Source organism: Coleofasciculus sp. G2-EDA-02 (genome assembly GCF_040226375.1).
In the GTDB taxonomy this organism is placed as follows: Bacteria; Cyanobacteriota; Cyanobacteriia; order Cyanobacteriales; family Coleofasciculaceae; genus Coleofasciculus.
Window position 1 is genome coordinate 41289 of sequence record NZ_JAVKEW010000122.1, and the last position, 22391, is coordinate 63679.

Consider the following 22391-nt stretch of genomic DNA (forward strand, 5'->3'; position numbering starts at 1 on the left):
ATGTCCCAATTCCCGGTTCGATTAAGAATGAGAACTACTTATAGAGTTCCGTAGCTAGACGGAAGGCTAAGATACCGGGAATGAGCGCTACGACGAGAGCGACGAAAACTTGGGTATCTGAAAGGGACATGGTTTACAAGCTCCTAATTAGACATCAATATGACCTTTAGTCTACTGGCTATTGCTCCGTTTTCGGCAGAAATTTCGGTCAACACGTTAAGATTAGTTAACAGAAGGCTCACAGTTGCCGAGCAAGAGCAGCTTACGCCCTCGTCCATACTCGAAATCATTATTCATTTCATTAATGCTGGATCAAGTTTTTAACTTACCGTTCAATCTAGGAATAGAAGCCCCCTTAGTCCTGCTAATTCTGATCGCTCTCGAAGCTGTGCTCTCAGCCGATAACGCGATCGCGCTGGCAACAATCGCTCAAGGTTTAGAAGACAAAAAAATCCAGCGACAGGCGCTGAACTTTGGCTTAGGGGTAGCTTACGTTCTGCGGATTAGCCTGATTCTGACGGCAACGTGGGTGGTCAAGTTTTGGCAATTTGAACTCCTCGGTGCTGCTTATTTGCTCTGGTTAGTCTTCGAGCATTTTACCTCCGAGGAAGACGAACAACATCACCATCATGGACCGAGATTTACCTCGCTTTGGCAAGTGATTCCCCTGATCGCCATTACTGATCTAGCCTTTTCCTTAGATAGCGTTACCACCGCGATCGCGATTTCTGACCAAATCTGGCTGGTTCTGGTTGGTGGCACCATTGGTGTGATTACCCTGCGGTTTATGGCAGGATTGTTCATCCGCTGGCTACAGGAGTATGCCAATCTGGAGGATGCAGGTTACATTACGGTTGGTCTAGTCGGATTGCGACTTTTGGCTAGGGCAATTAATCCAGAATTAGTACCGCCAGAATGGTTAATGATTACTGGTATTGCCCTGATCTTCCTTTGGGGATTTTCTCAGCGCACGAATGAAGAAGACAACTCACTACCAGAGGCTAATGAACAGCTTGAGTGACATCCGCCCTCGGTAAATCAAAGATTATACCGAGGGCTTCCTAAAATCGCTTTTAGGAGCTTCCTGCTTCTTTCGGTGCCACCTAGTGCAGCGCGGCGGAAGTCCTTGAGCAGCTTTGTCTATGCTGTTAAAGCAGGGTGAGCAGGGGGAGCAGGGGGAGCAGGGGGAGCAGGGGGAGCTGTTAACTGTTCAGTTATTTCTGCCTTCTTGCACTAGACTAGGCTAACTATTTGGCAATACCCCGGCGATAACCGCACCCAAAATTGCCACACCAAAGGCGACGCGATACCAGACAAAAATCCAAGTGTTTGAGGTTTGTAGGTAACGAATCAACCACGCGATCGCGGCATAAGAAAATACGGCTGATGATATCACTCCCACGGTGAGGGGCATGAGTCCCCCCTCCCCGACTCCGGATTCTAATAAATCCTTTAACTCAACTAACCCCGCTAGAGTAATCGCTGGGATACCCAGCAAAAAGGAAAATCGGGCGGCTGTTCCTCTCTCCAATCCCATAAACAAGCCCGCTGTAATCGTTGAACCCGATCGCGACACCCCAGGAATCAGCGCCAAGGCTTGAGCAAATCCCATCAAGACGCCATCCTGCATCCCCAACTTATCGAAATTGCGCTCTTTCCTACCCATCTTTTCGGCAACGCCCAACATCAGCCCCATAAAAATTGAAGCACAAGCGATCGCGACGGTACTCCGCAGGGGAGAATTATCAAAATCGGGAATAAATATCTTAATTAACAAGCCACAGAAGACAATCGGTAAAGTCCCCAAGCCAATACCCACCGCCATGCGAAAATCGTTGGCTTGGTAATCTCCCCTCTGAATCGCTTTAATCGTGCCTGTGGAAATTTGCCATAAGTCTGACCAAAAATACCACAGCACCGCAGCAATACTCCCTAGTTGAATAATCGCCGTAAATGCCACCCCCGGATCACCCCACCCGAATACCACGGGTATCAGTTTTAAATGCGCCGTACTGCTAATCGGGATAAACTCCGTTAACCCCTGCACGATTCCCAGTACCAATGCTTGAGGAATGTTCATCTCGGAGGTGGATGGAGTGGTGGGTACGGCTATGTCTGTCGGTAAGGTGGTGCCGAAACTCTTCAACTGAATGGTGAGTAAGGCGCTCAGGAGGCTAATACTTAAAAATTTGAACCACCGCCACTGCAATTTGATCATGTATGTCTTTGAGTTAAAATTCCCAATCCCCAATCACTAATCACCAGTCACTCGCATTAATCGGCATTTTGGCATAGCTGAATCGCGATCGCAAACTTTGTGCGGTGCTAGCAGTACACTATAATAGGTCATATCCCCCTAGGGGGGATATGACTCATGATATATTGAGAACTGTAAACATAAGTAAAGAAAATTAAAGAAATCGTGTTTCGCAATAGTGTGTTTTCTGATACCTCCTCCAACTACTCCAACCCATCCGCAGAGGTTTGGCTGTCTGGCTCAATCGGTCGCGTCCTCAGTTGCTTAGGTATAGCCTCAAAAGCCAGAAGTCAAGGCGGGTGGCTGTTTGCCGCTGCATCATTTCTGGTATCTGTACCTGTGTTTGTCCAAGCGCCATTAGTCCGGCAACTGCCCTGGTTAAGTGTAGTGTTAACCGTAGGGTGGGTATGGCTGGGGGTTAAGCTGATGGCGCGTCCTGGGATGCAAGTGTGGGGAGATTTGATACTTGGTTTTAGTTGGTGTTGGCTAGCGGGTTCAATTTATTGGGGCTGGCTGCGGAGTGAACCCCTGCTACATTTGCCCATCGAAGCAATTGGTCTACCGTTTGCCCTGTGGGGGTTATGGCGGGGGAAAGGAGTTGTGGGTAATTTGTTTTACCTGGGTTCTCTGTTCGGAACAGTTCTAACTGATGTATATTTTTATTTAACCGATCTGATTCCATACTGGCGTCAGATCATGGACGTTGATCCAGCGTTAATCACACCCATCTTGCAAGAGGCGATCGCACAAGTGCAAACCCCTTGGGGAATTAGCTGGGCGGCGGTTTTAGGATGTACACTAGGACTAGTAGGATGTGGGGCATTGACGAGAGGACAATTGCCGTGGTGGGCATTTAGCGGGGCAGTATTGAGTACAATTTGGGTAGATAGCCTATTTTGGCTAGCAGCTACACTTCAATAACTCCTAATGAATGTCTACAGTAAACAATTATTGACATTTGAGAATGTGGGCAGTGAAGTTTCCGGAATCACTCGTTTGGCTTCAGAATGCATCTACTAGGATATAGATTTAAGTTCCTGTTTATTTTTTAACCCGTCGTTGCTTCTGTGCCTGTGGTGACTCTACGATCCACTCCCTATTTACTTCTACCAACTGAGACTGGTAACCGCTACCTCCCCCTGGTGGGTAGTAACTGCTGGACGGTTGGTCGCGGAGATGATAACAATTTTGTCCTCTCAGATCGCTGGATTTCCCGAAATCACGCGATGTTACAGTGTACTGAAACCGGTGACTTCTATCTAATTGATTTAGGGAGTCGCAATGGTTCCTTCGTCAATGGACGCCGAGTGAGTATTCCGGTGACATTACGAAATGGTGATCGGCTGATGTTTGGTCAGACTGAACTGGAATTTCACTCGCCATCCGACACCCGAGATCGCGACTATAACCAACCTCCGAGTAGTGAAACCCTAACCTCTACGTTACATGTGCGCCGCCTGATGTCGGTGATGGTGGTGGATATCCGCGACTTTACGGTTCTGACTCGCCAACTGGATGAAAAAATTCTCTCCGCCGTGATTGGCACCTGGTTTCGCCAATCGGGAAATATTATCCGCAAATCAGGGAGTTGGGTGGATAAATACATTGGCGATGCGGTGATGGCAATTTGGTTTCATGGACATAAAGGGGTGAGTAAAGACGAAGCCTTGAACGTGTTGCAAGCGGTTAGCGATTTGCACAGCATGACGGCGTCGCTTTCGAGTCAATACCCCCTACCCTTCCCGCTCCGCATTGGCACCGGAGTGAATACAGGTTATGCGATGGTGGGAAATACAGGTAGTGGCGATCGCCCCGATTATACCGCCATTGGCGATACAGTGAACGCGGCGTTTCGTCTGGAGTCGGCGACGAAACAAATTGGTTTGGATATTGCTTTGGGAGAAGATACCTATAAGTATCTCGAAGAGTTAGGATACAACGAGCTGGGCTTTAAACAACATGTTGTGACGCTGAAAGGGTATGATAAGCCAACCACTACCTATGCGGGAACTTATGCGGATCTGAATAAGTTTTTAGCGACTCGCTGCTCGGAAAAACTGACCTAAACTAGGTTTAACCTGTCTGAGTCGCGATAACTGACATAGAAAACCTCGGCAAACTTGGCAATGACCACAGGGCGGACTTGGTCTACGGTAATATCAGGAATGAACTGAGCAAGACTACCAACGGGTTTATCGGCTATTCCACAAGGGACAATGTGCTTAAACCCGCTTAAGTCTGGGCAAACATTTAGGGAAAAGCCGTGCATGGTAATCCAACGACTGACTTTAATGCCAATAGCTGCAACCTTGCATCCCTCTAGCCAAACCCCTGTCATCCCCGTTTCGCGATCGCCTTTAAGTCCATAAACCGCTAAAACCTTAATTAAGACGGCTTCTAACTGTCGCAGATACCAGTGTAAATCTTGCTGATAATAGCGTAAATTGAGAATGGGATAGCCCACAAGTTGACCGGGACAATGGTAAGTGACTTCACCTCCCCGTTCTATACGGTGAACTTCCCAGTTGACTTCTTTTGGGTTGAACTTGAGGAAGTCTAAAGAAGCACCTTGACCTAAAGTATAGACAGGCGGATGTTCCATTAATAAGAGAACATCATCAAGGGTGGGATCGTTAACCCGTTGTGACAGGAGCGATCGCTGTTGTTCCCAGGCGACAGTATAAGGTACAAGACCTTGATTGTCGAGCAGGCATTTACGCTGCGCCATTCACGTCCTATTCTGTGAAGATAACGTCCCTATTATGAAAGATAAACTTATTTATTGGATCAATCAGTTTTTAGTTGCTGATTTTTTCCTAGTTTTATTTAGCTTCTTCTGGTTCGCGATCGCACTCATCGGGCGAGCGATTGGTGTTTCCCTAGGATTAGACTTGTGGTATAGTCTGTGGAATCCTGTCTTTACTCCTGCGATCGGTATTTTAATGGCAGGTGCGCTACTGACTGGACTGATGAACCAGATTACCAAGCGCTTGAATTCAGATTGAAAGATCTTCAGCCTGAGATTCTGTTGAGTTTTCTTAGGTCAACCAACCTACTATATGTTCCACACCATTGTCAAACATTTACTTACTTTCGCCAAACGATTGGTTAGGGATAGGACTCCGACTCGGGATTGCCTTACTGGTGGGAGGAATTATCGGCTTTGAACGGGAAATCAAAGACAAACCTGCCGGGTTGAGAACTTATATGCTAGTCAGCTTTGGTGCTGCTTTCTTTACCTTGATACCCATATTAATTGGTGTGGCTGAACAAAGCGCAGATGCACTTCCTCGCGTCATTCAAGGCATTATTGGTGGCATAGGATTTTTAGGTGGAGGAGTAATCTTGCAAGAATCTCAGCCGCAGCGACAAGGATATAGAGTTCGGGGACTGACTACAGCGGCGGCGATTTGGGTGTCAGCAGCTTTGGGAATTGCGGCGGGGTGTGGGTTATGGGTTTTAAGTTTAATTTCTGCCTTATTTATTTTAGTAATTTTGAGACTGTTTAAAAAAATTGAGCCGAATAGCTAGTACAAAAAGTCTCCAAGACACAAGGCAAAGGGCATTTACAAATAGGGACTAAAACATTCTGTCAAAGCCCCAAACTGATGAACCCATATTTTCATCATCTGTGCCTAAAATTATACCTCCGGCTGTACCAGGTACGAGTTCAATCCCTTCTACTTTATGATAATTTAAGCGATAAATAGGAACCAGTGTCTGGTTTTGGTGAAATACGAGGCGGTTATCCTGTAGACTCAAAATACCTGCTACGTAAACGGCGGATTGGAAGGGTCCATCGTCACCATGATCTGAAGCCGAGGCGATATAAACAATGCCAGCCGAATCAACCTTTATATCAGAAATATGGCGAACACTACTCACTGGAAACGGTACAGTTAAACTGGCTGAACCTTGAGGCGTAATCCCATCAGTTTTCAAGTCCAAAAATCCCCAGTACAGGACTCCAGGTTCTTCAGTGTTACCCCGATGCGCCCAAACTGCGAGCAGCTTATCATTAATTTGTTGCAAAGCAAATCCTTCTAGGTTAGTCCCTTCAGGCAGATTGGGCAAATTAAATATGTTTAAAAAAGATACATCCTGATGATTGGCGCTGAGCCGGAAATGATAGACTGTTCCCGAACTGGTTAACGCCATGAATGTTGGTTCCGATTGTCCAGGAACAGCCGTGAGTGCTTCTAAATCTACAGGTAAGGGTTGGTTTGACCAGTTGATCGGAAAATATTCAGGGGCTTGTTCGCCTGTAATCCTGATCATCGCCAGACGCCCTTCCCCTACTCTTTTATTGTCATGAACAATTAGAAACGAAGTGGAATCCTCTTGCTGTTCTAAGAATGCCATGCCACTAATCCCAAAGAGGATACTACCACGCACAGGACGCCAGGGTTGTGCCTGAACGGGTTGGGCAAAGGGTGAAACCGTTAGGGTGACGCCTACAATGAGGGTTAAAGCTAGGGTTTTGAGTGTTTGCATTCAACCATTATGGCAGAGATTAATCACCCGCAAGCTCCCCTGGCGTCTAGGCTGAAAAAGCCTAACCGCTCATCCTTCTGAAAAAATCTGCAATTAGTTAGAGGGAGCAAGTCACTCTCCTGATAGATTCCACAACGACTATTTAGGGCGACTATGGTTTAGTACATAGCAAATAATTTCCAACAACCTCTATCTAAACCATCAATGAGTTAGATAGCTTAGTTTGCTGCGATCAAGATAAGCAGCAACTTTTGTTCTATAGATAGGAATAATCATGTTGAATCAAGGAGACTCCGTCCCCTTATGGACTAAACGCACAGGTACTTACTTAGGCGCGATCGCATTCGCTTTAGCCGCTTTGCTCCTTCCTGGCTGCACTACTGATAACGAGGAAATTCAAGAAGGAAAAACCAACGTTACCACCGAAGATGTTGCTGAAAATACCGAAGACATCATCGGGAAAGAGGTCACGATTAGAAACAAAGTTGAACGACAAGTGGGTGACCTTGGCTATGTTGTGCAAGCGGACGAGTTGAACGGTGAATCCATTCTAGTCCTTAATGTTAAAGAAGCTCCCTTCGATCTTCCACAAGAGCAAGAGATGCCGATTCAAGTAACGGGTGAAGTCGCGCAATTCGTGATTGCCGATATCGAAACTGAATATGGCGTGGAGTTAGGTGACGAATATGCAGAGTATGAAAATCAACCTGTTATTATCGCTGAATCCCTCGCCCTAGCTCCAACACCTGAAGACTTAGCGGAAGCGCCGATAGACTATTTCGACAAAGTTATTGCTGTCGAGGGTGATGTTAGAGATATTTACTCTCCCAGTGCAATCTCTCTATTTGAAGATGGTTGGGTAGATGATATCGGCGTTTTAGTTATCGGTATCAATCGCAATCTTGAAGCTGAAGATAGCGTTGTTCAAGAAAGCGAACGAGTCGTCGTGACGGGTGTAGCGCGTAAGTTTGATCCGAAACTATTGGAGGATTCTGACCTCGGTTGGGACGCGCAGAAGATCGAGGAGTTTGGGTCGAGATATGTAGACAGACCCGTTATCGTAGCCGAAGATATTTTTCCTTCTGCTGTCGATAATAAATAAGAATTTTGTTCTGAATGATGAAGTGTGACATTAATTTTATGCTTTTGTCTTCGTTCAAAGTGCTTTAGTCACAACAAAGAAAAGGCTAAGTCAAGCCTAACGTTGTTTAATTTATTCAAAGGAGCAGTAATGCTAGAAAAAGAAAAATTTGTCCCCGAAAGCCGTGAATACAAACGTGTTGTTGGTATTTTCCCCAATCGCGAAAATCTTCAAAATACGATCCAGGCGCTCAAAGATGGGAATTTTGATATGGAGAGAGTTTCTCTCCTAGCGCGGAATATCGAAGACGTAGAAGGCGCTAAGGAAATTACCGAAAAACACGGGAATGAAGCCCAAGAAGGAGCAGGTATAGGCGCGACTACGGGTACTGTTCTCGGTGGTGTCGGTGGCTTCTTGATTGGCGTCGGTTTACTGGCGATTCCAGGTGTTGGTCCTATCCTCGCCGCCGGAGCTGAGATAGGGGCTTTAGGCTCAACGTTAGCTGGAGCCGGAATTGGCGCAGCAACAGGCGGTATCGTTGGCGCTTTGATTGGTCTGGGTATTCCGGAAGAAAGAGCCAAGGTGTATAATGAGCGCATCAAAGCCGGCGATTATTTGTTGATGGTCAGCGGAAGTGACGACAAAGTTGAACGTGCGGCGTCAATTATGCGCGATCGCCATGCGGAAGAGTTGGAAATCTTTGAGGCGCCTGAGCCAGTTGAACATGAGCGTCGAGAAGAGGTTGAGGTGAAACAAGAGTATGTAGAACAAAAGCCTGTGTCAACGGTTAAGCAGCCAATAGTAAATGAGCGAGAAGTTGTTGAAGCTCATGACATAGAAGGCGATTGTGATCCAGATGTCGTTATCGTTGATAAGCGAAATACAGTTCGATAAGTTGGCTTAAGAATTTTACCAACCTAACCCCCAACCCCTTCCCTACCAGGGAAGGGGAGCAATTTTAATCTGTGCCTTTAAAACCTAGGCTGAGTAAACTCTGATCAATATCCTCGACTTTGGCACAACCACTCAACGCCATTGCTACATCCAACTCATCCCGCAACAACTCTAAGACATGCTGCACGCCAGCTTCTCCCGCCACGGCTAATCCCCACAAAACCGGACGCCCCACCAACACCGCTTTAGCCCCCAATGCTAAGGCTTTGAGGACATCTGTGCCACGGCGAATCCCTCCATCCATAAGCACATCAACCTTATCGCCGACAGCCGCAACAACTTCAGCAAGAGCATCAATCGACGCGATCGCACCATCCAATTGCCTACCCCCATGATTGGATACAATCACTGCCTTTGCCCCATGTTCCACTGCCCGCAGCGCATCATCACCCCTTAAAATTCCTTTAACAATAATTGGTAAATTTGTCAAGGACTGCAACCCGTCCAAATCCTGCCAAGTCAGTCCCGGGTCAAGCTGCTGGACAAAATAGGCAAATAATCCCGACTCGCCGACGATTTCAGGAATATCTCGATGGGCTAAATTTGCCAATTCCATACCCATGGGTAGGGTAAACTGGTTGCGCTTATCTTTTTCTCGACACCCTAAAACAGGCGCATCTACAGTAAGACAAAGGGCATTATAACCTGCGGCTTGAGCCCGTTCAACTAAGTCCTGAGTCAAAGCGCGGATGAGCTAATGATTCGTACTCGAAAAGATTAATAATAGGTTGAGTCATAGAATGAGGGAACAGGGAACAGGGAACAGGGAAAACCCGGAACGATATTCAATCCTTGGTAATTTTGGGGATCGGAGATGGGCGCAGTAATTTTGGGGATCGGAGATGGGCGAAGCATTCTTGAAGAATATTTATCCTCTTCGGAGTAAGTTTTTGGCAAGAATGCTTCGCCCCTACAACAACCATACTCGCCAAATTTTAATCGTTCTATCACAACTACCACTCGCCAAGGTTTGTCCATCGGGGCTAAACGCCACAACTTGAACTGTGTCCGTATGTCCTTCGAGAATACAACAGTCTTGCCCAGTCGCAACATGCCAAATCCTAATCCTGTTATCGCCACCGCAACTGGCGAGGAGACGCCCGTCGGGGCTAAAGGCGAGAGAACGCACCTGGAGTAAATTACCCTTAATGATGGAAGTCTGGGTAAGGGTACGAATATCCCACAACCGAATCATCCCGTCCGAACTGCCACTGGCTAAAGTTATACTATCAGGACTAAACGCGATCGCATCAACTGAGTTTAGATGTCCCGCTAGAGTCTCCAGCTTTTGCCAATGGGGAACGTGCCACAGTTCAATTGTCCCATCCAAACTCCCACTCGCCAAGATTTGCCCATCGGGACTAAATGCGACACAATTCAACCCACGGGAATGACTTGATAAAACCTGTAGCGTTGTCAACCTGCGACTCTGCCAAATTCTAATTGTGCTATCTCTACCGCAACTTGCCAATAGGGGTTTATTGGGGCTAAATGCTACTGAATAAACTCCTCCGTTATGACTTTTGGCACTAACCAGTTTTTTTCCGGTTCGTACCTTCCATAACTTCAGGGTTGTATCCCGACTCCCACTCACTAGATATTTTCCATTAGGGCTAAACGCCAGACAACTCACATCCTGGGTATGTTGTCCAGAAAACCATCCCCCTAAAGTACGAATTTCCCATGCCATACTCACTTGCCACAACTTAATTGTTTTATCGACACTACCACTAGCAAGACTTTTTTTATCTGGGCTAAAGGCTACAGTGTCAACTCCCCCAGAATGCCCTGGGAGTGTATGAACAAAAGAGGCATTAATTTCAGGTTTTGGAGAATTAGTCTGGTGTTGAATTATTGCCTGAATTATCCCCAATTGACAGAAATCTTGGCGGACTTCCTCAACGGAATGATACCGCTGTTTCAATAGAGGATGAATCATTTTGTCCATAATATCAGCAAGTTGCTGACTGACGGGATTATTGACTAAATACTGCCGCCAGACAAAGCCATTTTCTAAAGGTTCATATAAGTCAAAGGGCTGCATCTGAGTTAACAAATGAATGCAGGTAACTCCCAAACTATAGATATCGCTGGCAAAGACAGCTTTACCAAACGTCTGTTCTGGTGCAGCATATCCCGCAGAACCAATTGTTGTGCCAGTTTTAGCTAAAATTGTCCAGGTGGCATACTTAGCCGCACCAAAATCGACGAGGACTAATTTCCTATCGCGACGACGCCGGATAATATTCTCTGGCTTAATATCTCGATGAATAACATTTCCCTGATGAATAAATTGTAGTACGGGGAGTAAATCACTCAACAGACTGCGAATGTGACCCTCAGAAAATGCGCCTATTTCTGATAACTCTTGATTTAGATTTTGTCCATCGATAAATTCTTGGACAATGTACTGATAATTATTTTGCTCAAAATAGGCTAAAAATTCCGGAATTTGGGGATGGTTGCCTAATTCTTTTAATCGTTCAGCTTCTTGGTGAAATAATTGGGCAGCTTTTGGGGAATTGTTTTGTCCTTGGGGGTAAAACTGTTTGATGGCACAGTAAGGTTTTGATGGCTGGGATTCATCCTCGGCTAACAACGTTCTACCCAATCCCCCAACACCCAAAAGCCGAAGCGGACGATATCGTTCTGCTACTATCAGTTTTGTGCCGCAAGTTTGGCAGAAGTTTTGCTCGGTTTTGTTTTCAGGTTTTGGACAGTTTGGGTTAATACAGTAGCTCAAGAGGAAAAGGGTAGGAGGATAAAAGGGTAAAAAGGTAGAAGGGTAGAAGGGTAATGATTCCTTTCAACTATTGGGGTGCGAGCGGATTTTATTTCTGTCAGGTAGCACGGCTGTGCGCCCTTCCTATTCACCCGTTTGTTCTGATCACATCATCACTTGATTTCGCCGAGTTCATTGAGGATTCTGTGCGCTCATCAAAACTAATTGCACCCGCACCAAAGGCGACAACCATTAATAATCCTCCCATTAATCCTAAATTTTTGAAAAAGGCAATTTCTTCTTCAGGGAAATTGGTGTGAAAAATCAAGGTGGCGGGAATTAAAAAACCAATCAGTAATAATGCTCCCCAACGAGCTTTGTAGCCGAATAAAACCGAGAGTCCCCCTCCTAGTAATACAATAATAGTAGGAATGAGAACTAGACCAGCCAAAGGAATTCCGCTAGCAGCCATATACTGTTGAGTGCTAGCGAAACCGAAAATTTTTCCAATCCCTGATTTGATAAAAATAGCAGAGAGGAAGATCCGAGCGACTAGAGGGAGGTACTTTTGCATAGGAGTTCCTGCGTTGACGGGTGAATGTCCTATTATTCAGGGTACAAGGTTCTGGAAGTCCAGATACGCCTAGCTTAAGCGTAGCAGTTACCGGGGTTGCGATCGCGCTTTGGGTTCGGGGTAAGCTAAGATGCATTTCAAGGAGCGATTCCCTAACCGTAAAATCCCCCTTGGGAGGACAGCAAAGCATGGACAAAGCACAAACATCTTGCTCGCGGGTATAACCTAATTTCAATGCACGACGGCTTAAAAGCATCCTAGGACATAATTAGCACAAATGTTCGGCGACGCGAAAAAAATACCTGATTATTGGCAAACCTGATATTAAAGATTGATAATGAGTAAAATTAGAGTCGTTTTGATTGAAGACCATGAACTGACTCGGATGGGCTTCAGAACAGCCTTGCAACAGAGTGATGAGATTGAATGGGTTGGTGAAGCGACAAACGGTGCTGATGGGTTAACTTTACTGGAAACGGTTAAACCGGATGTTGGGATTGTTGATATTGGACTTCCTGATATGGATGGCATTGAGTTAACTCGACGATTCCAAAAGATTAAAGAGCATCAGCAATATAATTCTACAAAAATTTTAATCTTAACCCTACAGGAAAATGAAGAAACTGTTATGGCTGCATTGGCAGCGGGTGCGAATTCTTATTGCATGAAAACGGTTAACCGAGAGCAATTATTAAAGGCGATTAAACTTACCCATAAAGGCGATGTTTGGCTCGATCCCGAAATTGCTAAAACTGTCCTAAAACATGCCAGTTTAACCCAAGCTCAGCCTGAGATAGCAGCCGCAAAAGAAACAGTACCGATTCAGGCTTCTATTAGCGAGTCCAGCCCACTTATATCAGCTTGTCCTTTGACTGAACAGGAGTTAGCCGTTTTGCAGTTCATTATTGAGGGGTACGATAATGACATGATTGCTAAACGGTTAGATATTCCAGTGGAAATGGTTCAAGTTTATGTCCGAAATGTTTTAGAAAAACTACGTGGTGATGGTTCCACTCAATCAGCAGTTCAGGCGATTCGTTCTGGGTTGATGTAGTGAACGTTCTAGCGTAAGTAATATTTTAATTCCCAGAAAGCGGTACTTTAGATTCCTTCAATTAAATTCAGCTAAAATAAGATAATATAGCAACAATAGGAGGTGGAAAAACAGTGACAGAACCGATCCAAGTGAAGATTAAAGTGATTGATGATCAATCACCCCATCTACCAACTATCATCGAACTCGGTGATGCAAATCAAGCCACTCTCAGCTTTTTCCCAAAAGGTGCTTTTCACGACTAAGCATCTCATCTATCCCATGGATTTAAAAGAACCACTGGATATCAAAACTAATGACATCCGAGTTCGGAGTATGACGTTTTCCTTGGATGAGGATATCAATCAAGCCGGTCAAATATTTCTGCATGATTTAATGGGGCTAAACTCCTGACCACGAACCTAGCCCAGTTTTGAAAATTAAAATTGTGGGGGATGATGAGTCCTGGTTAACGGAACTCGATAATGAACGATTTAAACAGTTAATTGGTTTATAAAGAACCCTTGTACACCACAACCATTGAAATCCAACCCATTTCAGCAGCGGTGCGACCATCTTAGTCGCTATGCCTATTACTTACAAATGGGGGAATAACTTCAAGAAAGATTGCCGATAAAAATTTAAAACTCGTTGAGTATAAGCCGCCGTTGAACCCTGATTATATTGCTGGGGATCACCTGTCATCCACCAAGCCGCAGCCCGCTGTACCGCCACTGTCTCATTATTACCACTCGCCTTATACTCTTTATTAAGCACATCTCCCATCACGCAAACTAAAATAGTACGGGCAGTCACCGGACTCGCTTCAAAATCGGCGGGTGTTAGTTCCTCTCCAATACATTGATTAGACCAACGGGGAATATTTTCTGGTTTAATTTGCCAATCACTGTAAAGTCCATCATTTTCTATTCCCGTTTGCGGTGCTGCTCGTCGTAGTGCTTCCACTAAAGCGGCGACTTTAGTATCAGAAATCGCGTTATTAGCTGAGGAACGGGCGGCGGCTTGAGGTTGAGAGGCGGCTGACGATTGAGGTTCTGTAGGTGGAGAAGACGATGCTGGTTTTGTTGCAGAGGGAGTAGTGGTGGGTTGGGCGGGATTCGCTGGGTTTTGCGCCTGGGGATTGCGGCGTTGCTGTTGGTAATTTTTCAGAACATTCTGAATGTAAGTGTAGGTGTAAGAGTTTCGAGGAACGCTATTATATTGACTCCCATCCCCAGTCATCCACCAAGCGGCTGTTCGTTGTATTGCCACGGATTCATTATTATTACTGGCGCGATACTGCTCATTCAACACATCCCGCATCACGCAAACCAAAATAGCCCGCGCCGTGACAGGAGAGGCTTCAAAATCGGCAGGTGAAAGTTCTCGTCCAATACATTGCTTTGACCATCGGGGAATGTTACCCGGTTTAATTTGCCAGTCACTATAGAGTCCATCATCTGCCCTCCCAGTTTGCGGTGCGGCTAGTCGCAAGGCTTCCACAAGTGCTGAAACTTGAGCATCAGAGACTTGAGCGTATACCGGGGAACTCCAGAGTCCCAAAGAAAGTAACGCTGTACTCAGTAGGAATCGTTGAACTGGTTTGACGAATTTGAAACCCATTGGTGACACCTTGCCTGGCTAAAGAAATCAATTGTCGGGGCGGTTTTAGGCACTAGCGCTAGCTGAAGAGCCAATAACGGCTCAACAAGACCCGCCCTGATTCAATTGTAGGAGTGGATGAATGGGACAGGTTCAAGATATCAGTTCTGGCTTATGTTACCCTTTTTGAGGAATATGATTTGATTGCTGAATCGGTGTTCTAGAGGAGTAGAGGAGAGATTTAACTCGTTTTCTTTGTATTCTGAGATACATTTAATCAAAAAGTCCGGCTTCTGGCAAAGCGCTAATCTTATAGTTAGAGCCATCCAGACAGCCCGGTTGAAGGAGTAATGCCATGAATAATCCGTTTGACAAATATCAGCTCAGTCCCAATGCGTTCGGGATACTGAGAAACCTGATGATGATGACCACAGGCGCTACGGTGGTTGTCGCCCTGATTTTTGGCATTGGGTTATGGCGAACGGGGTCTCGTTTTTTGGGGCAAGTGACTACCCTATTTAGCACCCCTCAACCCGCACCCGAAGTTGACGTGCGCTCTTTGATTGTCCAGCAAGTGCGGGAGGTTAGCGACTTGACCACGGCTGTTTTTACGATGGAGGCGGTGGTTCCTACCCGTCAAGCTCGCACTTTGGCAGGTTATGCGATCGCGGAAACCACACTCCTTTATATTGCTTATGGTGAGGTGCGGGCTGGTGTCGATTTGGCAGAATTAAAACCAGAAAATGTGCAAATTGTCAATGATACGCTCCAAGTTCAACTCCCACCCCCCAAAATTTTAGATAGCAAAATTGACGTGAATCGGTCTCAGGTGTATGACTACGATCGCGGCTTCTTGGGATTAGGACCCGATACAGCGCCCCAGTTGCAGATGTTGGCGCAACAAGAAACCTTGAAAAAAATTGTCTTCAATGCTTGCGAGCAAGGGGTATTAGAAAAAGCCAACGAACGCGCCGAACTCGTCGTGGGTCAGTTGTTAACAACAGCCGGGTATAAACAGGTGCAGGTGAACACTCAATCCCCGATACCTGGAACTTGTCAGTCGGCGGCGTTAGCCTCTCAGCCAGCTCATTCTGGGATAGCTCCTTGATGGGGGCGCAGAGGCTTCAAGGGTGGAGAAGACAAAGGAGATGGGGAAGATGGGGAAGATTTTTTTGTTCCAGAAGTTCCTCAGGAGGATTACGCTGGAATTAGAGAACTCATTAATATACCAATGAAGATGCGTAGGAGTAGTATAAAACGTTACCAAAGGGACGATTCACCCATCCAGTCCAGGCAACAGCAGTCTACGCCATGCCATCAATTGGCTAATGGGAGTAAATCCGGGTTTTTGCATCAGGTTCCCAGTCGAATTCAAGAGGACTTAATTTGACGATGACTTACTGTCTGGGCATTATTAACCGTTTTGGTATAGTCTTAGCGGCGGACTCTCGCACCAATGCCGGGGTAGACTATATTTCTACTTACAATAAACTTTTTGATTTTTCCCTGCCAGGAGAACGAGCGATTATTATATGTACATCGGGAAACCTTTCGATTACCCAAGGGGTAATCAATCGGTTGCATCGGGATCTACAGAATCAGGAAGAACTGAATATCCACTCCCTCCCGAATATGTATGAGGTAACTCGTTACATTGGCAGCAAACTGCGGCAAATTCAAGAGCAAGATCGCCCTTGGCTAGAACGCGATCGCATTGATTTTAACTGTAGCTTGTTAGTCGGGGGTCAAATTCGCGGCGAAGACCCCCAACGTGACGAAGACCCCCAACTTTATCTAATTTACACCCAAGGTAATTTTATTAAAGCCACGCTGGAAACGCCGTTTTTGCAAATTGGCGAAACCAAGTATGGCAAACCCATCCTCGACCGAACTCTTACCTATGATATGCCACTAGAAGCTGTTGCTAAGTGCGCTCTGCTTTCTATCGATTCAACCATGAAATCAAATATTTCAGTCGGACCACCGATTAACTTGGTTATGTATGAAGCTGGCACCTTTATGACTCGCCAGAAACTGCAACTGCGTCTAGGTGATCCCTATTTGGCAAAAATTCGCAAGTTGTGGGAGGACTCGTTACGGCGTGCCTTTGAATCTATGCCCAATATTGAATGGCAGCATCCAGTAGAGGATAATCAGCAAGAAGATATTCTGATTGATTGAATTCCCTATTCCCCGTTCCCTGTTCCCTGTTCCTCTTCCAAGGACGAATGACGAATGACGAATGACAAAGGACAAATGACAAATCGATATTGGATTGGTGCGCTCGCAGTTTTGGGAATGCTGGAAACGGCATTCCTCACAGTGGTTGAATGGTTGGGAAAAGCGGCGGAAATTTGTCCCACTCATGGCTGTCAAGCGGTGCTAGAAAGTCCTTATGCCCAGCTTTTTGGACTCCCTCTACCCCTATGGGGATTTCTTGCCTATACCACTTTGTTAGGGGTTTCCCTAGCACCCTTAGCTATTAAATCCTTGTCATCCGAGTGGGTGCAATCCAGTTGGCTGGTTATGCTGGCAATTACCACCTGTATGCTGGTGAGTAGCAGCTATCTGATGTACGTAATGCTGTTTATTGTCAAGGGAGTTTGTCCCTACTGCATCGCCTCGGCGCTGTTGTCCTTAACCCTATTTCTGTGGACTACGATCGGTCATGATTGGCAAGATATTGGACAAGTCACGCTGACAGGATTGGCGGTTGGTTTGGTCACGTTTACGGGGATACTGGGAGTCTATACTGATGTTCCTAGCGCTAGCGCTACTACAGGAGAATCTGGTCCACCCATTACCCATATCTCCGGTGCGGCTGAACTCGCCTTAGCAGGTCATCTGAACACAGTAGGGGCAAAGATGTATGGTGCATTTACTTGCCCTCATTGTCACGAACAAAAACAACTTTTTGGTCAAGCCGCATTTAATCAAATTGATTACATTGAATGTAATCCTCGTGGCAAAAATGCCCAACCCGAACGCTGTCAAGCTGCTAATATTCAAGGAGTTCCCACCTGGGAAATTCAGGGACAGTTTTATCCAGGGGTGCAACCGTTAGAAAGATTGGCAGATATTTCTGGCTATCAGGGTTCAGAGGCGTTTAAGTATGAGTTTCCTTATTAAATAGTCATTCATCCTTTGTCGTACTCACCTTAATGGCAACGGCTGTAACTAGCCAGGGCGGGTTTTGTTGTTCAGTTATTGGTAACTAGCTAGGGTTAGTGGCTAAACCCGCCCCTACATTAATTATTATAGAATGGCACGCTTTTTAAACCGAATCTTGCCAACTTGGACGCCAGGAAATAAATTTCTTATCTTTGCTCAAGTATAGCAGTAGACACATCGATTAGGACAAGCGAACTGTTGTAGAGACGTTGCATGCAACGTCTCTACCAAATGAGGCAACGTCTCTACCAAATGATGTGTCCTAACCGCTATGGCGGTTGCGATAAAAATGGAACTTACTAGTGCAAGAAGGCAGAAATAACTGAACAGCTAATATCTCCCCCTGCTTCCCCTGCTTCCCCTGCTTCCCCTGCTTCCCCTGCTTCCCCTGCTTCCCCTGCTTCCCCTGCTTCATTGTATCTACGAAGCTGCTCAAGTATTTCCAAGGGCGCTGCACTAGGGAAGTCTTTCAACCCGTTTTAACGGGTTTAAGCTTTTAGCCAGAACTTTAGTTCTCGGCTTAAGGAGTGTGACATTCAACTTATGAGAGGTGTATTGTCTCAGACTGAAAACCGCTATATTCATCTCTGGCAATAGACAAATTAATTTTCATATCAGACTCAATTTTCCTAGCGCCTTCACCCACCGATTTAGTCGTCGCGATCGCACCCGAAATCGGGGCAGCATAACGGGGTATAGCGCAAGCCACGAGGGGAATATGGCGATCCGTGACAACGACGCCTTGATTGGGATCATAGCCTTGCCACCCTGCACCAGGTAAGTAAATCTCTACCCAAGCATGAAGGTATCGTTGCGATCGTTCTAGATTACCTTCCTGATACCCACTGACAAACCGTGCGCCTAATCCCATCACCCGACAAACGTCCATGAATAGCACCGCTAAATCTCGACAAGATCCGCGCTTTAATTGCCACGTTTTACTGGGGGACCAAGGTGCCCCTTTTTCCCGATATTGGGGTTTACAATGACTGTAGAGATGTTGGTTGAGTGTTTTGACAAAGTTAACGGTATCACCCTTGACTTGCTGGTAAATGTCCTGGGCTAATTGCTTTATTGCGTCCACTAAGAGGGGATCATAAAATTGCTGATAAGGCTGTAACTGAGATAACCAATAACTGGGGTAGTCAATGGGTAATTGAGTTGCCCAAGGTTCCAGTTGAATGTTATCGGGATCGGTGCGACAGGTTTCGACAACGGATGTAGCACTGATCGCTAATTGTTCGGTGCTGGTATTAAACCAAAGTTTCGCGATCGCATTCCCTTCTAGTTCGATAATCTCGGAAATGCTTGTGGGTTTGGGTTCAACGTCTAGTGTAAACGAATGCAGTTTCTGAGTCCCGTCACAGCGGGGGCTTAACCTCAAGATATGGGGTTTTAGAATAACGGGCTGATTATACGTATAGGTTGTGGTGTGGCAAATTTTGTAACGCACGATAATTCATCAAACAAAGTAATAAGTCCTAAGTAATAAATCCTAAGTTAATTGTAGGGACGGGTTTATAAACTAAAGCTAGCTTGTCACCAATAACTTTTGACCCTTCGCTGCGCTCAAGGGCAGGCTTTTGACTTCCGCCTAGGGGTACTAGGCTACAGGTTCTACCGCACAAAATGTTGTCGAGATTTGGTTGCCTACTTGATTAATTTCGATTTGCATTTGATTTAAAAATTCATGCAAACCCTGCTCGAAAACATCTTCTATCGTTAGATATCCGAGTTGAGAACACAAACGACCTAAAGCACGTTCGGCTGGGTTACACCACGTTCCCCGAGGAGTGCTCGTAATTTGATGCAGCGATTGTTCCGCTTGCGCCAGACAGAAGTGAATTGAGCGGGGGAACTGACGGTTGAGAATCAGAAATTCGGCGACACTGGTGGGTGTAATCCGATGCTGGGACTTGCGATACATTTCATAAGCACTGGCAGATTTGAGCAGTGACATCCATTGAATTTGATCCAATGGTGTTCCCACCCACTGTACAGACGGGAGTAACACAAAATACTTTACATCTAGAATTCGGGTCGTTTTATCTGCCCGCTCTAGCAATCTACCCAGTTGCCCAAAATGCCATCCCTCATTATGAGTCATCGTGGCATCCATAACTCCAGCAAAGCGATGGCTAGCCAGTTTGACTTGGGTGAAAAAATCAGGTAAGGCTTGCAACGCTCCTCCTTGGGAAGCCTCTTTAACCATCAGGAAAAATTCATTGACCTCTTCCCACATTTCTGAGGAGATCACTTCCCGAATCGAACGGGCGTTCTCACGAGCGAGCTGAAGTACCGATAAAATTGAGTTGGGATAATCTGAGTCAAAGGTGAGGAAGCGGATAACGTTGTCCGAGGTAGCTTCCCCGTAGCGATCGCGGAATAAATCTGAATCCCCAGTTGTAATCACCAACGGTTTCCACTGCTGGGTCACTCCCGGTGGCATATCCAGCATTAAATTTAAATTAACATCCACAAACCGAGCGATATTTTCCGCACGTTCGATATAGCGATTGAGCCAGTAGATAGAATCAGCAACCCGACTTAGCATAAGTATTTTTGATTGGTTATTGCTAATTAGTCATTAGTCCTTTTTCAAGGAACTTTTTAACAGGGGAGAGGAAATACAAATTCCTACTTCATATTTATGAGTGGTTAAGCACCCACGTATCCTTACTTCCTCCACCTTGGGATGAATTCACCACCAGAGAGCCCTTTCTCAGAGCCACACGGGTTAATCCACCGGGATGAACGTAAACATCGTCTCCCCGATGCAAAATGTAAGGGCGCAAATCGACATGTCGTCCTTCTACCTGATGATCAATCAAGGTTGGCACTCGCGACAGGCAAAGGATGGGTTGGGCAATATAATTGCGAGGATTTGCTTTAATCCGTTCAGCAAAGTCCGCCCGTTCCGCCTCAGTGGAACTCGAACCCACTAGCATCCCATAACCCCCCGACTCATTGGCAGACTTAACCACGACTTTCTCTAAATTATTCAAAACATAGTTTCGGTCTTCTTCCTGCCAACATAAATAGGTGGGGACATTCGATAAGATTGGCTCTTCTCCCAAGTAATAACGAATCATTTCTGGGACATAAGCATAGACAACCTTATCATCGGCTACACCTGTTCCGGGTGCATTGGCTAAGGCGACTCGCCCTTGGCGATACACCTCCATGAGTCCAGGTACACCTAACAAAGAGTCGGGACGAAAGACTTGGGGATCTAAAAAGTCATCATCGACACGGCGATACACCACATCCACTCGCCGCAATCCTTTAGTCGTTCGCATTTGCAAATAGCCATCCACGACGACTAAATCCCGACCTTCAACCAATTCCACACCCATTTGCTGGGCTAAAAAGGAATGTTCAAAGTATGCAGAGTTGTAAATACCAGGGGTAAGGACGACGACGGTGGGGTCAGGAAGTTGATGTGGCGCTAAATTGAGCAGGGTTTCTAGCAAATGGCTGGGATAGTCATCCACTGGCTTAATTGCCATAGTTTGGAAGATTGCCGGGAATGTAGTTTTCATCACCCGACGGTTTTCTAGGACGTAGGAGATGCCCGAAGGCACACGCAGGTTATCTTCTAGAACATACCACTGACCGTCGCGATCGCGAACTAAATCGGTTCCGGTAATGTGACACCAGACATCGCTTGGGGGTTTTAAGCCTACGCAAGGTTTGAGGAATCCTTTTGCCGAAAAAATAATTTCGTAGGGGATTTTGCCATCGCTGAGAATGCGCTGTTCCCCATACATGTCGTTGAGGAAGAGATTAAGCGCTGTGATCCGCTGTTTCAGTCCTTGCTCTAGTGTTTCCCATTCTTGAGCTGAGATAATCCGGGGAATGATATCAAAGGGAAACACCCGTTCAATGCCCTGATTATCACTGTAGACGCTGAAGGTTACGCCTAACTTCAGCAGGGCGACTTGAGCAGTTTCCCGGTGTTGCTGGAGTTCATCAGGGCGCAATCCCTGCATCCAATTAATCAGGGCGGCTGCTGACGGTCGTGGCTGTCCTTTGGCTGAGAACAGCTCATCATAGAATTCTTCTGGATTGTAGAGATCCCATTGTACTGCCACGTTGACTACACCCCTCCTCGATGTACACCCTACGTATTACAAGATTGGTCTAAATCGGATCTAGAACTGTAGTGAATATTACCGTTTACTGGGAGTTCAGGTAAAGCTTACCGAAAAAATTGCTATTTGTAACAACTTCTAAACTTTAGTAAATCCTGTTTGGCAACTAGGGACAATCATGTTACTTTGAATATGGAGGTCGTCCTCCAGAGTCATAATAACTGGAGAAAAACCAACAAAGAGTCAGAGGTTATGACGATCATCCCCTATCTTTGACTCTGCCACAGAAGTAACTAACCTAGCATAGCAGTAAGGGGTTAGATTCGGTGGAAACCGAAACCCAACTCAAGTCCAGAAAGACAGATTTATGCGGGTCAATAAGCGGTGAACCTGTGGAATATTGCAAACA

Annotated in this window: 24 protein-coding genes and 1 pseudogene; 13 read left to right on the top strand and 12 right to left on the bottom strand. The window is 45.9% G+C overall.

The genetic code is table 11. The features are described 5' to 3' along the window. Window positions 1-34: 34 nt before the first annotated feature. Window positions 35-130: a photosystem I reaction center subunit XII gene (psaM, locus tag RLO19_RS13840; RefSeq protein WP_071777246.1), complete on the bottom strand. Its 96-nt coding sequence runs from the start codon at window positions 128-130 to the stop codon at window positions 35-37. A gap of 174 nt (window positions 131-304) precedes the next feature. Here psaM and RLO19_RS13845 point away from each other — a divergent pair, with 174 nt between their 5' ends. After that, window positions 305-1021, top strand: coding sequence for a TerC family protein (locus tag RLO19_RS13845; protein WP_446357215.1), 717 nt, complete (start codon window positions 305-307; stop codon window positions 1019-1021). Between the two features lie 222 nt (window positions 1022-1243). On the opposite strand, the gene RLO19_RS13850 is transcribed toward RLO19_RS13845, so the two are convergent. Further along, window positions 1244-2218: an undecaprenyl-diphosphate phosphatase gene (locus RLO19_RS13850; protein WP_446357216.1), complete on the bottom strand. Its 975-nt coding sequence runs from the start codon at window positions 2216-2218 to the stop codon at window positions 1244-1246. A gap of 204 nt (window positions 2219-2422) precedes the next feature. Between RLO19_RS13850 and RLO19_RS13855 the strand changes: the two genes are divergently transcribed. Then, the gene (locus tag RLO19_RS13855; protein WP_446357218.1) at window positions 2423-3178 is read left to right on the top strand and encodes a DUF3120 domain-containing protein; all 756 of its coding nucleotides are present in this window, start codon (window positions 2423-2425) and stop codon (window positions 3176-3178) included. Between the two features lie 152 nt (window positions 3179-3330). Continuing rightward, on the top strand, window positions 3331-4323 hold the full coding sequence (locus RLO19_RS13860; RefSeq protein ID WP_446357219.1) for an FHA domain-containing protein: 993 nt from the start codon (window positions 3331-3333) through the stop codon (window positions 4321-4323). On the opposite strand, the gene lipB is transcribed toward RLO19_RS13860, so the two are convergent. After that, window positions 4320-4985 carry a lipoyl(octanoyl) transferase LipB gene (gene lipB, locus RLO19_RS13865; RefSeq protein ID WP_446357221.1) on the bottom strand — a complete coding sequence of 222 codons (666 nt, stop codon included), beginning with the start codon at window positions 4983-4985 and terminating at the stop codon, window positions 4320-4322. The two genes, RLO19_RS13860 and lipB, sit on opposite strands and share 4 nt — an antisense overlap. 34 nt (window positions 4986-5019) lie before the next feature. Between lipB and RLO19_RS13870 the strand changes: the two genes are divergently transcribed. Beyond that, on the top strand, window positions 5020-5262 hold the full coding sequence (locus tag RLO19_RS13870; RefSeq protein WP_446357223.1) for a hypothetical protein: 243 nt from the start codon (window positions 5020-5022) through the stop codon (window positions 5260-5262). A gap of 67 nt (window positions 5263-5329) precedes the next feature. After that, complete coding sequence (locus RLO19_RS13875; protein WP_446357225.1) at window positions 5330-5788, top strand: MgtC/SapB family protein; 459 nt, start codon at window positions 5330-5332, stop codon at window positions 5786-5788. 48 nt (window positions 5789-5836) lie between these two features. On the opposite strand, the gene RLO19_RS13880 is transcribed toward RLO19_RS13875, so the two are convergent. Next, window positions 5837-6751: a hypothetical protein gene (locus tag RLO19_RS13880; RefSeq protein WP_446357227.1), complete on the bottom strand. Its 915-nt coding sequence runs from the start codon at window positions 6749-6751 to the stop codon at window positions 5837-5839. Between the two features lie 274 nt (window positions 6752-7025). Here RLO19_RS13880 and RLO19_RS13885 point away from each other — a divergent pair, with 274 nt between their 5' ends. Further along, window positions 7026-7853 (top strand): hypothetical protein, encoded by an 828-nt coding sequence (locus RLO19_RS13885; RefSeq protein ID WP_446357229.1) that lies wholly within the window; start codon window positions 7026-7028, stop codon window positions 7851-7853. Between the two features lie 129 nt (window positions 7854-7982). Next, a complete protein-coding gene (locus RLO19_RS13890; protein WP_446357231.1) occupies window positions 7983-8726 on the top strand; it encodes a histidine kinase in 744 nt (247 codons plus the stop codon). A 64-nt stretch (window positions 8727-8790) separates the two neighbouring features. Here RLO19_RS13890 and RLO19_RS13895 read toward each other — a convergent pair. From RLO19_RS13895 to RLO19_RS13905, 3 genes and pseudogenes are all read right to left on the bottom strand, one after another. Continuing rightward, window positions 8791-9474, bottom strand: a pseudogene (locus RLO19_RS13895) (alpha-hydroxy acid oxidase); the annotation flags it as partial. Window positions 9475-9696: 222 nt separating this feature from the next. Next, window positions 9697-11529: a protein kinase domain-containing protein gene (locus RLO19_RS13900; protein WP_446357232.1), complete on the bottom strand. Its 1833-nt coding sequence runs from the start codon at window positions 11527-11529 to the stop codon at window positions 9697-9699. 127 nt (window positions 11530-11656) lie between these two features. Continuing rightward, window positions 11657-12082 carry a DoxX family protein gene (locus tag RLO19_RS13905; RefSeq protein WP_446357234.1) on the bottom strand — a complete coding sequence of 142 codons (426 nt, stop codon included), beginning with the start codon at window positions 12080-12082 and terminating at the stop codon, window positions 11657-11659. A gap of 337 nt (window positions 12083-12419) precedes the next feature. On the opposite strand from RLO19_RS13905, the gene RLO19_RS13910 reads away from it, so the two are divergent. The 3 genes from RLO19_RS13910 to RLO19_RS13920 all read left to right on the top strand — a co-directional run bounded on the left by RLO19_RS13910 (window position 12420) and on the right by RLO19_RS13920 (window position 13529). Next, on the top strand, window positions 12420-13136 hold the full coding sequence (locus tag RLO19_RS13910; RefSeq protein ID WP_446357236.1) for a response regulator: 717 nt from the start codon (window positions 12420-12422) through the stop codon (window positions 13134-13136). A gap of 113 nt (window positions 13137-13249) precedes the next feature. Continuing rightward, window positions 13250-13381, top strand: a complete 132-nt coding sequence (locus RLO19_RS13915) for a hypothetical protein (RefSeq protein ID WP_446357237.1) — start codon at window positions 13250-13252, stop codon at window positions 13379-13381. Window positions 13382-13397: 16 nt separating this feature from the next. Then, complete coding sequence (locus tag RLO19_RS13920; RefSeq protein WP_446357239.1) at window positions 13398-13529, top strand: hypothetical protein; 132 nt, start codon at window positions 13398-13400, stop codon at window positions 13527-13529. A gap of 183 nt (window positions 13530-13712) precedes the next feature. On the opposite strand, the gene RLO19_RS13925 is transcribed toward RLO19_RS13920, so the two are convergent. Continuing rightward, on the bottom strand, window positions 13713-14738 hold the full coding sequence (locus tag RLO19_RS13925; protein WP_446357241.1) for a hypothetical protein: 1026 nt from the start codon (window positions 14736-14738) through the stop codon (window positions 13713-13715). A gap of 334 nt (window positions 14739-15072) precedes the next feature. Between RLO19_RS13925 and RLO19_RS13930 the strand changes: the two genes are divergently transcribed. From RLO19_RS13930 to RLO19_RS13940, 3 genes are all read left to right on the top strand, one after another. Then, a complete protein-coding gene (locus RLO19_RS13930) occupies window positions 15073-15825 on the top strand; it encodes a DUF4230 domain-containing protein (protein WP_446357243.1) in 753 nt (250 codons plus the stop codon). A gap of 284 nt (window positions 15826-16109) precedes the next feature. Further along, window positions 16110-16898: a peptidase gene (locus tag RLO19_RS13935; RefSeq protein WP_446357244.1), complete on the top strand. Its 789-nt coding sequence runs from the start codon at window positions 16110-16112 to the stop codon at window positions 16896-16898. 54 nt (window positions 16899-16952) lie between these two features. Continuing rightward, window positions 16953-17846, top strand: a complete 894-nt coding sequence (locus RLO19_RS13940) for a vitamin K epoxide reductase family protein (RefSeq protein ID WP_446357246.1) — start codon at window positions 16953-16955, stop codon at window positions 17844-17846. 341 nt (window positions 17847-18187) lie between these two features. On the opposite strand, the gene RLO19_RS13945 is transcribed toward RLO19_RS13940, so the two are convergent. From RLO19_RS13945 to RLO19_RS13960, 4 genes are all read right to left on the bottom strand, one after another. Then, on the bottom strand, window positions 18188-18361 hold the full coding sequence (locus RLO19_RS13945) for a hypothetical protein (protein WP_446357248.1): 174 nt from the start codon (window positions 18359-18361) through the stop codon (window positions 18188-18190). Window positions 18362-18429: 68 nt separating this feature from the next. Next, window positions 18430-19341 (bottom strand): transglutaminase family protein, encoded by a 912-nt coding sequence (locus RLO19_RS13950; RefSeq protein ID WP_446357250.1) that lies wholly within the window; start codon window positions 19339-19341, stop codon window positions 18430-18432. A 150-nt stretch (window positions 19342-19491) separates the two neighbouring features. After that, on the bottom strand, window positions 19492-20442 hold the full coding sequence (locus RLO19_RS13955) for an alpha-E domain-containing protein (RefSeq protein WP_446357252.1): 951 nt from the start codon (window positions 20440-20442) through the stop codon (window positions 19492-19494). Between the two features lie 94 nt (window positions 20443-20536). After that, window positions 20537-21982, bottom strand: coding sequence for a circularly permuted type 2 ATP-grasp protein (locus RLO19_RS13960; RefSeq protein ID WP_446357254.1), 1446 nt, complete (start codon window positions 21980-21982; stop codon window positions 20537-20539). Window positions 21983-22391 lie beyond the last annotated feature (409 nt).